Annotated in this window: 14 protein-coding genes and 1 riboswitch; of the genes, 10 read left to right on the top strand and 4 right to left on the bottom strand. The window is 38.1% G+C overall.

All coding sequences use genetic code 11. From position 1 onward, the window contains the following. From FC81_RS08980 to FC81_RS08965, 4 genes are all read left to right on the top strand, one after another. Positions 1–903, top strand: a complete 903-nt coding sequence (locus FC81_RS08980) for an RluA family pseudouridine synthase (RefSeq protein WP_057745960.1) — start codon at positions 1–3, stop codon at positions 901–903. 124 nt (positions 904–1,027) lie between these two features. Next, positions 1,028–1,675, top strand: a complete 648-nt coding sequence (locus tag FC81_RS08975; RefSeq protein WP_057745957.1) for a metal-dependent transcriptional regulator — start codon at positions 1,028–1,030, stop codon at positions 1,673–1,675. A gap of 160 nt (positions 1,676–1,835) precedes the next feature. After that, positions 1,836–2,036, top strand: a complete 201-nt coding sequence (locus tag FC81_RS08970; protein WP_057738235.1) for a cold-shock protein — start codon at positions 1,836–1,838, stop codon at positions 2,034–2,036. A 70-nt stretch (positions 2,037–2,106) separates the two neighbouring features. After that, positions 2,107–3,291 (top strand): MDR family MFS transporter, encoded by a 1,185-nt coding sequence (locus FC81_RS08965; RefSeq protein WP_057745955.1) that lies wholly within the window; start codon positions 2,107–2,109, stop codon positions 3,289–3,291. A gap of 264 nt (positions 3,292–3,555) precedes the next feature. On the opposite strand, the gene FC81_RS08960 is transcribed toward FC81_RS08965, so the two are convergent. The 4 genes from FC81_RS08960 to FC81_RS08945 form a co-directional block, all read right to left on the bottom strand. Continuing rightward, positions 3,556–3,828: a hypothetical protein gene (locus tag FC81_RS08960; RefSeq protein ID WP_057745952.1), complete on the bottom strand. Its 273-nt coding sequence runs from the start codon at positions 3,826–3,828 to the stop codon at positions 3,556–3,558. Positions 3,829–4,051: 223 nt separating this feature from the next. Continuing rightward, positions 4,052–5,113: an LCP family glycopolymer transferase gene (locus tag FC81_RS08955; protein ID WP_420806354.1), complete on the bottom strand. Its 1,062-nt coding sequence runs from the start codon at positions 5,111–5,113 to the stop codon at positions 4,052–4,054. Positions 5,114–5,171: 58 nt separating this feature from the next. Further along, positions 5,172–5,546: a DUF1634 domain-containing protein gene (locus FC81_RS08950; RefSeq protein WP_057745949.1), complete on the bottom strand. Its 375-nt coding sequence runs from the start codon at positions 5,544–5,546 to the stop codon at positions 5,172–5,174. Next, entirely contained in the window at positions 5,546–6,391 is an 846-nt protein-coding gene (locus FC81_RS08945; RefSeq protein ID WP_057745946.1) for a sulfite exporter TauE/SafE family protein, read from the bottom strand. The genes FC81_RS08950 and FC81_RS08945 overlap by 1 nt, the downstream gene beginning before the upstream one ends. A gap of 331 nt (positions 6,392–6,722) precedes the next feature. Between FC81_RS08945 and FC81_RS08940 the strand changes: the two genes are divergently transcribed. From FC81_RS08940 to serS, 6 genes are all read left to right on the top strand, one after another. Continuing rightward, positions 6,723–7,238: a GNAT family N-acetyltransferase gene (locus tag FC81_RS08940; RefSeq protein WP_057745943.1), complete on the top strand. Its 516-nt coding sequence runs from the start codon at positions 6,723–6,725 to the stop codon at positions 7,236–7,238. A 29-nt stretch (positions 7,239–7,267) separates the two neighbouring features. After that, positions 7,268–7,765, top strand: coding sequence for an RrF2 family transcriptional regulator (locus FC81_RS08935; RefSeq protein WP_057745940.1), 498 nt, complete (start codon positions 7,268–7,270; stop codon positions 7,763–7,765). Positions 7,766–8,123: 358 nt separating this feature from the next. Continuing rightward, the gene (alsS, locus tag FC81_RS08930) at positions 8,124–9,806 is read left to right on the top strand and encodes an acetolactate synthase AlsS (RefSeq protein WP_057745939.1); all 1,683 of its coding nucleotides are present in this window, start codon (positions 8,124–8,126) and stop codon (positions 9,804–9,806) included. 53 nt (positions 9,807–9,859) lie between these two features. Next, positions 9,860–10,034, top strand: a riboswitch (Lysine riboswitch). 136 nt (positions 10,035–10,170) lie between these two features. Next, the gene (locus FC81_RS08925) at positions 10,171–11,634 is read left to right on the top strand and encodes an amino acid permease (protein ID WP_057745936.1); all 1,464 of its coding nucleotides are present in this window, start codon (positions 10,171–10,173) and stop codon (positions 11,632–11,634) included. A 116-nt stretch (positions 11,635–11,750) separates the two neighbouring features. Next, the gene (locus FC81_RS10940; protein ID WP_157054779.1) at positions 11,751–11,912 is read left to right on the top strand and encodes a hypothetical protein; all 162 of its coding nucleotides are present in this window, start codon (positions 11,751–11,753) and stop codon (positions 11,910–11,912) included. 12 nt (positions 11,913–11,924) lie between these two features. Then, the gene (serS, locus tag FC81_RS08920) at positions 11,925–13,193 is read left to right on the top strand and encodes a serine--tRNA ligase (RefSeq protein WP_057745932.1); all 1,269 of its coding nucleotides are present in this window, start codon (positions 11,925–11,927) and stop codon (positions 13,191–13,193) included. Positions 13,194–13,727: the final 534 nt, after the last annotated feature.

The raw sequence follows: 13,727 nt of genomic DNA, 5'->3' as shown, positions 1-13,727 counted from the left end.
ATGCAATATACATGGAAAAATAATAAAAAAGAAATGACGATCAAACGTTTTTTAGTCGAATGCGGTGTCAGTCATCGTCTCTTACGACAGATAAAACAGGGTGAAGGAACGGTCGTACTGGATGAACAGCAAGTACCTTTAGCAACGCCGATTGCTAAGGGTGAGGAAATAATGCTGCGTTTACCACCAGAAAATCATCCAGAAGTTCCAGCAGCAACTGGTGAACTTACTATTTTATTAGAAAATAGTAATTGGCTGGTAGTGGCTAAGCCGGCTGGGATGACTAGCGTTCCGGGTCCAAGTAATCGAACGACAACACTAGTTAATTATGTAAAAGGATACTTGCTTAATAACCAAGAAGAAGATTTAGTTCCGCATATAATTACGCGACTAGATCGGTTTACAAGCGGAGCGGTTTTAATTGCTAAGAATAGGTTGGCACAGGGATTGGTCAACAAACAGGTTGAAGGAAAAATGCTCGAAAAACAGTATTTAGCGGTAATCAAGGGACAACTACCGCGAAGACACGGTGTAATTGAGCAGCCTATTGGTCGTGAAGATCAGCAGATCAAAAGAAAAGTAATGGCTAAAGGCCAGTATGCTAAAACGGAATATTGGGTTCTTTCTGCAAATGATGAAGCATCTTTACTTAAACTTAAACTGCATACAGGAAGGACACATCAAATCAGGGTTCATTTAGCTTATGTGGGTCATCCCTTAGTGGGAGATGAGCTTTATGGTGGTGAAAAACAGGCACTGATAGCAAGACAAGCTTTACACGCGTATACGATTGGATATACAGATCCCTTTACCAGAAGAGTTCAAAAAGTAACTGCCCCTTTACCGTTGGAGATGCAAAAGTTGTGTAATAAATTCACTTTAGATTTAACTTCAATAGAATAGCTAATTATCTTTTTGTAGTTATCAAGTGTTTAAATCAACAGCTAAGCGGATTTTCTGGTATAATTATCGTTGGTATTTTCATTTTTTAAGTTACTGTCAATGCAAATTAAGTGAGGTGAAAAGCATGACACCAATGAAGGAAGATTACTTAAAAATTATTTTTGAATTAGGTGGAACACGGATAAAGGTCTCAAATAAGCAGATTTCGTTGAGTCTAAATGTTGCTGCTGGTTCGGTTACAGAAATGGTTGGTAAACTAGTTAAAGATGGGTTAGCAGAACATACTCCTTATGCCGGAATATCACTAACCCCTGAGGGAATTAAGATCGCAGAAAACCTAGTTAGGCGTCATCGATTGTGGGAAAGCTTCCTTGTTTCTAAATTAAATTATAAGCTGCAAGATGTGCATACAGATGCTGAGGTTTTAGAGCACGCTACAAGTGAACGTTTGATGAACCACTTAGATGATTTTTTGGGGCATCCGACACACTGCCCTCATGGTGGAGTTATTCCGAATAAAGATGGTGAATATATGGAAGACAGCCATCAGGTCTTAGCAGATGCTGCAGATGGACAGAGCGTAGTCGTGGATCGCTTTATTGATAATCATGACCTGCTCACCTACTTAGATGATATTGAATTAAATATTGGTGACCAACTGACTGTTGTAAGCCATGCCCCTTTTGAAGGGCCGGTAAAGATTTTAATTGAAAGAACAGGACAAGAAACAAATGTTAGTTTTAAGGCGGCACATTATATTTTTGTAAAATAATTATCTTTTTGACTATCTTTTTTGACAATGCCATGATATACTATGTTTGTATTTTTGTATGGGTTACCGTGGTTAGATTGTTTCAAATAACTTTCCCCATTTGTGCCGATCAAGAATTACAACTAATTTAGTGCCATTAGGCACAAGGAGGATTTTATTTATGGAACAAGGTACAGTAAAATGGTTTAATGCAGACAAAGGTTTTGGTTTTATTACTCGCGAAGATGGTAGCGATGTATTCGTACATTTCTCAGCTATCCAAGGTGACGGGTTCAAAACTTTAGACGAAGGCCAACATGTAACTTTCGACGTTGAAGAAAGCGACCGTGGCCCACAAGCTGTTAACGTTGTTAAAGACTAATTAATTTTTAAAACAGTTTAACCGGAGTAAGACAGCTGTCTTGCTCCGGTTTTTTATTTTAGGAGAATTTATGAAGACAAGGGAAATTCACTTAAGCTGGCTCTTGATAGGAAGCTTAATTGCGAGTACTGGAACAAGTTTTGTTTGGCCGCTAACAACGGTATATATGCATGATTATTTACATCAAAGCTTGACAACAGCAGGGATCGTTCTGGCGCTTGAATCACTAGTCATGATTGGTGGTAGTTATTTCGGTGGCTATATCTATGATCATTTGAACAGCCATCGGTGGTTGTTGGCTGCAATTGGGTTGGTGATGCTATCAATGTTCACGTTGATTTTCTTTAATGGCTGGCCAGCATACCCGATCCTACTGATTATTAATGGTTTTGGTGGAGCAATTACGAATACAATTATTAATTCACTAGCTACTTCTATTAAGAAGTATGATTCCCGTTACGTTTTTAACATGTTGTACTTTACTGCTAATATTGGTGTTGTCTTAGGAACGATGCTAGTAGGTTTTGTTATTGCAATTAATATTCGTTATATTTTTGCAATAACTTTCGTTTTGTTTTTCTTATTTTTTATAATTGCTAAGAAGTTTTATCGTAATCCTGAAAAGAATAAACAAAAGCAATCTAGGAAGGAAAAAGCCAATACAGCTTTGAAAACAACGACGCGTAACATCATTATCATAGCATTGATTTTATTAACTTACTTAGCTATCCAAATTGGCTATTCCCAGTGGCAAAGTAACTTAGCTGTATATATGCAAACATTGGGTATTGCAATCAGTAAATATAGTTTACTATGGACACTGAATGGGTTGCTGATTGTTTTAGGGCAACCGGTAATAAACTTTATTGATGAACATTTTAAAGTTAATGAATATGTTAAAATATACGTAGGTTTTCTCCTGTTTGCTACCGCGTTTATGTCATTGATCTTTGCTAAAGATTACCCACATTTTATTTTGTCAATGATTATTGTAACAGTTGGTGAAGTAATTACTTTTCCAACCATCTCATCATTGGTTAATCGCTTAAGCAGTCCAGATGAAAAGGGCAGGTTTCAAGGCTTCGTCAGTATTGCAGCTTCGTTAGGTCATGCAGTTGGTCCGTTGTTTGGCGGTCTGATTATTGAATTCGGATCATATGAAGTCCTTTTTGTATGTATGGTTATCTTAGTTGTTATTAGTGGTAGCGCGAGCTTATTACTGACTGGGTTGCGGGGGAGAAAACAAGCAAAATGATTTATAAAAAGAACCAGTTTAATATAAATTGGATAGGGATATAAATTAAACTTTTAGGATATGGTCTGTGACCTAAAACTAAAGGTTTTTTTGTTAGGAATCTGTTTTAAATTCTGCTAGGCAAGTGAAGATAATAGTAACTATTAGCTAATTTATTTTATATATGCAGTTAACGAGTCACTTGATCTTCCTGTAAGAGGACCAACGAAAAAAATTCTGCTATTAGCAGCTTTCAGCAGCTAATGGCAGAACCAAATTAATTAATTAGATTTTTTCTTCGGTTAGTTGTGTAATGGTATAATTTTCAGCTGGAACATGGTGTTTCTGCATTGTGGTAAGAAAACACTGGCTGAAGATGTCTAGTTCAGGGACGATGGATTCAATCCGCCAACGTTTAGGTTTGACAGAGATAATATTGCCTAAATTTTTTAGTTCAGGGAAATCATTGATTTGTGGAACTAAAATACTGTTGTCAAAATTCACTTCATAAGTATGAGGCATCGACTTAGCCCAAGCAAGATAACTATCTTCATTCATTAATAAACTCCTCCTTGATGTAAACGCTTACTATCTAAGAAAAAATATACTATTTAAAGTGAATAGTGTCAATAGATTTTAAAAAATAGTTTTCATAAGTTAGAGCAGCATAAAAAATAAAAAAGAGTCCAATCAAAAGTCAAATCTTGATTGGACCCTGTGCTTATCTCAGATAGAGTTATTCTCTAGGTAGGATTTTTGAAAGTGAGTTAAACACTCTTATTTAGTTTTGCGTATCCAAGGTGCTGCTGCCATCGGAATTTAGAAGCGTATTGCCTGTTTCAGCTTGTGGAATATTTAGTGAAGAACGCAGTAGGTCGGTTACGCGCTGCTTCTCATCTTCAGGAACAGTTTCAAAGGAGACCCCATTGATCATTTGGGGAGCGCCTTGAGCGTGGTCCGAGTTCATATGATGAGTTGCTTTACGATACTTAAGGGCAAGCAACATAATATCATTGAAAGAGAGATCAGTTTTTAATTGTTTTGAGACTTCTTTGAAAAACTTAGTGCTCAGCAAGTTTTTGAGATTACTACCATTAGCCGCAACCTGAGTAAGAACTTGTCGCTGGCGTAATTGTCGGCCATAGTCTCCTAATGGATCAGAATGGCGCATACGAACATATGCTAAAGCTTGTGGCCCTGACATATGGACCACTTTATCTTTTGTAAAGGAATAACCACCATAAGAAAAGGTCAGAGTAGGTTTTATATCGACTCCGTTAACCGCATTAACCATATTTTCTAAACCACCCATATTGATTGTTGCGTAAAAATCTACAGGAACATTAAGATATTTCTGAACGGTCTTAACGGCTGCGGCCGAGCCACCATAATCATAGGCTGAGTTTAACTTGCTGGGGTAGCGGCTTGCGTAATTGGAAACAGCTACTTTAGCATCACGTGGAAGACTAACTAAGGTCATTTTCTCTTTATCGGGATTTAAGGTCAATAAAATAAGCGTATCTGTTCGCCCTTTAAAGTTTCGTCCAAGAGCACCGGTATCAGTCCCCATTAAAAGAATCGAAATTGGTTCCCCATTTTTTAAGAGTGAAGTAGTATCCCTTTTTTTATTTACATTATTTGGACTATAGATCATAGTAGTTGCTTGGCGTGCATTTCGGTAGATACGTGATAGGTAAAATATGCTGCAGCCAAGACAACTGACTAGTCCTAATAAAATCCAGAAAAAGATAATCTTATACCGTCTTTTTTTAGATCGAGTGGAGGGGGTTGTTTTCGTCTTCTCTAAGCGCCGTTTTGGAGGCCGTTCCCCATTTTTAACCACTACAACCATCTCCCTTATGAACTTTTCACTATAAGTACTTCTAGTTTAACAAATTAATTTAATGATGACCAATTAAGAAACTAATAATAAGGATAATCAGCACAGTAAGTGTAATGTAAACATAAAGCGCATCTTTTTCTTTGTAAAAAGCATAGACCGAGATCACGACACGCAAAAAGGGTGTTAAGATTAAGAAAAAAATACCTGTCATCATGAATGCGAAGGCTTTAAATGCGGCTAAACCAGCTATAATTTCAGCTATTGTAGTTGGAAAAGTCGTGCCAGGGTAACCTGTATTGGAGGTTATCAGTAGAAGTAGTAAGCCAACGACCATGAAGCAAGTAGCTAAGAAGACGCCACCACGCATAATCTTACCGATAATAATCTCAATTTGCTGCATCTCTGCCGCAGTTTCTTTATCTTCGTTGTTCATTATGAGATAACCCCCGTTCCTTTAAGGATCATCTGTAATCCTAAATAAAGTAAAACAGGAATAAAAGCACCGCGAATTATTTTAGCGGGGAGAAGTTGCATGATGCGGCTGCCAAAAGCTGCTCCAACGAGAATCCCCAAGGCTAGAGGAACAGCAATATCAGGACGGATCGAACCGTTAAAAAAGTAAATGGTCGCACTCGCCGTTGCTGTAACCCCCATCATTAGATTGCTTGTGGCGCTTGATGGTTTCAACGGCATCTTCATTGCATTATCTAAAGCCATCACTTTAAAGGCGCCTGAACCGATACCTAACATTCCACTAGCTAAACCTGCTCCAAACATAATTGATAGCCCAGTTGGAATATTAGTTACCTGATAATCAATTTGTTTTTTTAAGTTTTTATCATAATAGGAACTGTTGAGTTTAAACTTGACGGCTAAACTATTTGTTTTAGTTTCATGGAATATCTCAGCTCCAGTCCGTAGTTTACGAAACATGTTCCAGCTTGAAAAAACAAGTAAAGCACCAAAAAAAACATAAAGAAAACTCGAACTAACGACACCGGTTAGGAATGCACCGGCAATAGCCCCAACTGTTGTTGCAATTTCCAAGAACATCGCGACACGTAAATTGAGAACATCGTCTTTTAAGAATGCAATCGTAGCCCCGGAGCTTGTCGCGATCACGGCGATAATGCTAGCCCCGATCGCGTACTTGATATCAAGTCCAAATGCTAGAGTAACAATAGGTGTGATGATAATTCCACCGCCAAGGCCCAAAATGGCTCCCATCGTCCCTGCAAAAAGCCCAATAAGCAGAAAAATTAAAATATCATTAAGCATAAAGATCCTCCTTAAATCTGTCCACATAATATTTGATATTGTCCTTACATAAAAAGATAAATAGCGCTAAAAGCCAGCTAAACTGATGGTATCGCTGAGATAAATAATCGTTTTATTGTCATAATGGCTATAAGGACAAATGCTATTATGAGCTAAATTGAGTCCAATGACAAACTAGTAGGATATTGTTTAGAAAAAATGCTAAAATATAGGAGTAAACTTTTAGAAAAGTGGATAGGTTAGATGTGTTTCCAAGAAGTGTAAAACCCTTTTTACAAGTGGAACATGAAGCGCTTGTTTTTGTAAAAGATACACGAAAAGATGTGAACTTATGCTCATAACAAAAAGATTAAAGATCAGACGGATAGAAAAAAGTGATCTTCTTGATTTATATGAATATGCTTCACAAAAAGATGTAGCACAAGAGGCGCAATTTACTCTGTGTAAAACACTGGTGGAGGCACGCTCTTTCTATCAAACTTTGGATAATGAAAATACATGGGTCATAGAATATAGTAGTGAGAGTAAGGTAATTGGTAACCTGTGTCTATATAACCAGACAGGTGAAGATAGTGAACCTTTGTTTGCTAAAAGAATTATTGGTTATGCACTTAATGCGGATTATTGGGGACAAGGAATTATGACTGAAGCATTGACAGGCTTAATTAAGTGGGCGCGGGAAAATGGAATAACCGAGATAATAGGCTGGGTCTCAGAAGAAAATAGGGGCTCACAAAGAGTTCTTGAAAAAAACGGTTTTCAACTGGTAGCCAAATGTAAACCTAATTCGTTTATTAGGCGGACCGCTGTGAAAGTAATCTATCAATATTGTAAGTCTTTCGAATGATTATATAAGTTTAAAGGTGAGGTTTTAAGATGCAGTTAACAAAAGGTTTTGAACAGGCAGCATGTATTATTGCTCTGCTGGCGACACAAGAACGAAAAGTTCCGCTTTCTTCGCAAATGATCCATCAACGAATAAACGGTTCACAGACTTATTTGCAGAAACTACTGCGTAGGTTGGTAGTGGCAGGCTTGATAACATCTGTTTCAGGTAATAGCGGTGGCTTTTCCTTAGCTAAAGATCCTCAGCAAATTACTTTACTACAAATTGTCGATGCAACTGAAGGTAAGATCCAGTCTTATCCGGATTTAGGTTTTATTGACCTTGTTTTCAAGGACTTTCAGCCTATTTCGCAAGAAGCAAAGCAAGTTATGAATGATATTTTTCATCAAGCTGATGCACGCTGGTGTCAGTTTTTGAATGAGCAAACGGTTTATCAGGTTATTTCTAAAACGTTAGGAAAAAAAGAGATCCCACTGGTGGACTGGAATAACCCTGATGTAACAAAAAGTGATATTCTTCCCAAATGAGAGTGAATTATAAAAAGAATGTTATTTTTAAATAGCGTTTATTAATTCACAAGATAAGGTTGAAGGTGAAAAAAACTTTACACTGTGGTTTGAATGCTACCGTTCAAACTGCGGTAGTAAAGTTTTTTAGGCAAAAGGATGTAACAGCTTACTTTGATGCGATTTCACAAGTATGTAGCAGCTAGAAGAGTTGATATGACAATTATCTACTTAGAAATTTTATTAATAAAATCACAAGTGCAAAAGATACTAGCATTTGTTTAAAGGCAATGCTATGATGAATTTTGAAATGGCTTTAAAAAGCCTATAGCTACTATATTTTTGGAGATAGATTGTTTATTAAAAGGGAGTCAGCAAGATGAAAGATGATAAAGAATATTATGGAGCCGATGCGATTGTCGACAGTTTAATTAATCATGAGGTCAAATATGTATTTGGCATTCCTGGGGCTAAGATTGACCGTGTCTTTGAAAAATTGGAGAATCCGAGTTCACCAGAAGCACCTAAACTTGTTTTAACCCGGCATGAGCAAAATGCTGCTTTTATGGCTGCTGGAATTGGACGGATCACCGGTAAACCTGGGGTAGTTCTGACTACCTCTGGCCCTGGTGCTAGCAATTTAGCGACAGGATTAGTCACAGCAACAGCTGAGGGTGACCCGGTGTTAGCTATTTCAGGTCAGGTTCAAAGAACGGATTTGTTGCGGTTGACTCACCAAAGTATGGATAATTCAGCCTTGTTTGCAGCTATTACTAAATATAGCGCTGAAGTACAAGACCCTGAAAACATCTCCGAAGTAATCGCCAATGCGTACCAAGAGGCGGAAGCTGGTAAACAAGGTGCAGGTTTTGTCTCGGTTCCGCAAGATGTTACTGATTCTCAGGTTGAGACACAGGTAATAAAGCCTTTAGTTGCACCCAAATTAGGACCGGCTAGCCCAATTGAATCAACATTATTAGCACAACGGATCAAGTCTGCTAAGTTACCTGTTTTACTTCTGGGGATGCGTGCTTCTTCACCTGAAACAACTCAGGCTATTAGAAATCTAATTGCAGAAACACATCTACCTGTTGTTGAGACTTTCCAAGGTGCAGGGATTATTCCGCATGAAATGGAAGAGGACTTCTTCGGTCGTGTCGGCTTATTCCGTAACCAACCAGGAGATCAGTTATTGAAGAAAAGTGATTTAGTCGTTGCGATTGGTTACGATCCAATTGAGTATGAGCCACGTAACTGGAATGCAGATGGAAAAGCTAACATCGTCGTTATTGATACGATGCGTGCTGAAATTGATAAGAACTTCCAACCTGAACGTGAATTAGTCGGCGATATTGCACAAACATTGGATTTCTTACTGCCATATATGAAAGGCTATCAAGTTCCGACTGCAGCAAGAAAATATTTAACTGAGCTGCATATCAAGTTTGAAGAACGTGACGAAGCACCAGCAATCAAGCAAGGCCAGATCTTGAACCATCCTTTGAGTATCATTCGTGAACTTCAAAAGAGAGTTACAGATGATATGACTGTTACAGTAGATGTTGGTAGCTTTTATATCTGGATGGCACGTCATTTTAGAAGCTACAACCCACGTCACTTGTTATTTAGCAATGGGATGCAAACACTTGGTGTAGCCTTACCTTGGGCGATTGCAGCTGCATTAGTTCGGCCAGAAACACAAATCGTATCCGTTTCCGGTGATGGCGGCTTCTTGTTCTCAAGCCAAGATTTGGAAACAGCAGTTCGTTTAGGGTTGAATATCGTGCATATTATTTGGAATGACGGTAACTATGATATGGTCAAGTTCCAAGAAGAGTTGAAATATGGACGTTCAGCCGGAGTGAAGTTTGGACCAGTCGATTTTGTGAAGTATGCCGAAAGTTTTGGTGCTACTGGTTTAAGAGTGACTCAAGCAAAAGAATTGGGAGCAGTTTTGGATCAGGCTTTTGCGACTAAGGGACCAGTAGTGGTCGATGTTCCAGTCGACTATAGTTTTAATCAAGAACTTGGTAAGCAAATACTGGAAGATCAGATACATTAAGAGCACCTACACGGATAGTGTTGTTTTTGAAGCTATAAAAGTGTACAATATTGTTGTCGAAAAGAGGTCGCAGATAATATTAGTAATTATCCGGAGATATTAAAGTATTACTGATGGATAATGAAAGGAGCATCTGCCGAAGCTAATGTTGCTTTAACGGCATTAAGCTGGGGTTCAGCCTAATAAGCTGAAAACTGTCGCAAGTAATTGCGGAGCGCTATCGAGTATGACTTTGATTTTTAGTTTATTAAGCTGATTATTACAAAAAGCCTTGTCGATATAGTTAAATCGACAAGGCTTTTTTAGTACAGTAGTTAAAGCATGCACTTTAGAGGCCTTTAAAATCAGGGAGGTAAAAAAGAAAATGGAAGTTAATAAGCAACCACAGCGACAATCGCATATTAGGCGGGCATTAAAGACACGACATTTGTCAATGATTGCGTTAGGTGGAAGTATCGGAACTGGTTTATTTGTCGCAAGTGGTTCAGCAATCAGTACTGCTGGGCCCGGTGGCGGGTTAGTTGCCTATATTGGAATTGGTCTGATGGTCTATTTCCTGATGACTAGTTTGGGTGAGATGGCAACTTACTTACCAGTGACAGGCTCATTTGCAACGTACTCAAAACGATTTGTTGATCCTGCATTGGGGTTTGCAATGGGCTGGAACTACTGGTTTAACTGGGCAATAACATTAGCTGTCGATATTACTACAGTTGCACTTGTAATGAAATTCTGGTTGCCAAATGTTCCTAGCTGGATTTTTAGCTTAGCCGCGTTGGCACTTATCTTTTGTATCAATGCTTTTTCAGTTCTTTCATTTGGAGAGACGGAGTATTGGCTTGCATTAATAAAAGTAGTTACGGTTATTATTTTTCTGATAATAGGTGTTTTAACGATTTTTGGAATTATGGGTGGGCACGCTGTTGGGATGGAAAACCTTTTTTATAAGAAAGCACCATTTGTTGGTGGGGTGCCGGCGGTGCTAAGTGTTTTTATTGTTGCTGGTTTTTCATTTCAAGGAACGGAACTGATCGGGATAACTGCTGGTGAATCTAAAACACCGGAGAAGAGTATTCCTAAGGCGATCAAACAGGTTTTTTGGCGGATCTTACTATTTTATATTTTGTCAATCTTCATTATTGCTTGCCTTATACCTTATACGAGTCCGAATCTATTAGGTTCAAGCACAAGCGATATTACTATTAGTCCGTTTACACTTGTTTTTCGAAGAGCGGGTCTTGCATCGGCTGCAAGTGTGATGAACGCAGTTATTTTAACTTCTGTTTTATCGTCAGCTAATTCAGGAATGTACGCTTCGACTAGAATGTTGTATTCCTTGGCTCGTGCGGGCGATGCTCCACGCATTTTTGGTTTATTAAATATCCGCGGGATCCCTTTTCCAGCGCTATTAGGGACAACTGCAGTAGGATTATTTACCTTTTTGGCTAGCGTTTATGGAACAAGAATTTATACCTTTTTAGTTAGTGCCAGTGGGTTAACGGGATTCATTGCATGGCTAGGAATTGCAATTTCACATTACCGTTTTCGAAGGGCCTTTAAGAAACAAGGCAAGTCTTTAGAAGAACTGCGTTACCATGCAAAACTTTTTCCGTTAGGACCGTTACTTTCCCTAGTCTTGTGTATCCTGGTTATTGTAGGTCAAGATTTAAAATCTTTTGCTAATTGGGATTGGCAAGCAATCAGTGTTAGTTATATGAGCGTACCGCTTTTTTTGATTCTTTTTTTCTATTACAAAATTAAATACCATACCAGACTAATACCACTAGAAGAAATTGATCTGGAACCGATAGATGTAAAGAAGAAATGATATCTCTAGGGCTTGAATTTTTGTGTATTTGATATTATGATATGGGCATAGATATAGGGAAAACATCTGAGTTCGCCATAAGTAGACACGCAGAAACATGATGGTTGCTGAAAATCATGACGTCGAAAATCCAGCGTTCGTTTGAATGGGCAGGTAATGCTGCACGGGAGACCGTTATTATTTTGAGTGCGATATTGATTATCGAACTTGGGTGGTACCGCGAATTGAGTCTTTTCGTCCCAACATGGGATGAGAGGGCTTTTTTTATTTATAACTAAGGAGGAGATAGGATGTTAGATATTAAAATGATTCGCCAGAACGTCATGGAAGTGAAGAAACGTTTAGCAACGCGTGGGGTGAAGGCTGAGAAGATCGATGAATTACTCACACTGGATCAGAGAAGACGAGAGCTAGTCGTTGACAGTGAAACCTTACGTCAGAAGAAAAATGAAGTTTCTGAAGCGATAGCTAATGCAAAGCGAAATAAACAAGATGCTAGTCAGCAGATTGCTGCTATGAAGGAAGTCGGCGGCAAAATCAAAGAGCTGGAAGAAGAATTAAAAACAGTTGGTGCAAATGTTAGCGATATTGCTGCACGCTTGCCTAACCTTCCTAATCCAAGTATTCCAGTCGGACCAGATGAAGATTCCAATGTTGAAATTAAAGTTATCGGAAAGCCGCGCCAATTTGGCTTTAAACCTAAACCTCACTGGGAAATTGGAGAAAAGCTTGGTATTTTAGATTTTGAACGCGGAGCAAAGGTCTCTGGGAGCCGCTTTTTGTTTTATAAAGGTTTGGGTGCAAAACTTGAACGTGCCGTCTATAATTTTATGTTGGATGAGCATGAAAAAGAAGGTTACACAGAGATACTGCCACCTTATTTAGTTAATGGTGCATCCATGTTCGGTACAGGACAATTCCCTAAATTTAAAGAAGATGTTTTTCAGGTACAGGGACAAGATCTAACTTTGATCCCTACTGCTGAAGTACCTTTAACGAACTATTATCGTGATGAAGTTATTCCTGAGGAAGAATTACCTGTTTACTTTACAGCACTATCACCTGCATTCAGATCTGAAGCAGGAAGTGCGGGGCGAGATACACGTGGCTTAATTAGATTGCACCAGTTCAATAAAGTTGAGATGGTCAAGTACTGTAAACCAGAAGACTCATATGATGAACTAGAGAAAATGACTAAGAATGCGGGAAGCATTTTAGAAAAACTAGGCCTTCCATATCATATAATTACTTTATCGACAGGTGATATGGGTTTCTCTGCTGCGATGACACATGATCTTGAAGTCTGGATTCCAGCGCAAGATACTTACCGTGAGATTTCAAGTTGTTCAAATTGCGAAGGATTTCAGGCTCGGCGTGCGCATATTCAATACCGGGATGATAATGGCAAGTTACAGTTTGTTCATACTTTAAATGGTTCAGGACTTGCGGTTGGAAGAACAATTGCGGCAATTTTAGAAAATTATCAAAATGAAGATGGGACAGTAACTATTCCAGAGGCTCTACGGTCTTATATGCATGGAGTAGAAGTAATTAAATAAAAGAATAAGTATTGAACAAGAGACTTAGGAAGAATTCTTTTTTCCTAAGCTTTTTTATTTAAAGCTCAGTTATAAAAAACTGAACGTTTAATTGCTTTGGTTAATTAAAGTACGCTTTTTATAGGAAAGAATGAAAACTAAATTACCATTCAAAAGATTTTATTCTACTAAAAATGAATAATAATTAAAAAGAGCGTTAAGCTGTGGTACCAGAAATTATTTAGAATAGGCAAAAAAAGAAAAAAGATGTTGACGGAAAGCTGATTAGTTGGTATTATATTCAATGTCGTCAGGACAGCTTAATTATGACAAAGAAGTCCAATGAGGATTATTATTTTTGCTATTGAGAGAGCGACTAATGACAATCTATACATTATCTGGTTATTTATTCATACATATGATAAATGAGCGGTAGTGATAAAAAAACAACTTGACTTTTAGTTGAATAGCATTTATAATATTTAACTGTTGTTGTTTTATGTAGACCTTTGAAAACTGAACAAAGTTTCGACAAATCAAATGTGTAGGGTCTCC

Origin of the sequence: Liquorilactobacillus capillatus DSM 19910, from assembly GCF_001434915.1 — a bacterium.
Classification (GTDB): domain Bacteria; phylum Bacillota; class Bacilli; order Lactobacillales; family Lactobacillaceae; genus Liquorilactobacillus; species Liquorilactobacillus capillatus.
This window is presented reverse-complemented; position numbering and strand designations above follow the sequence as displayed.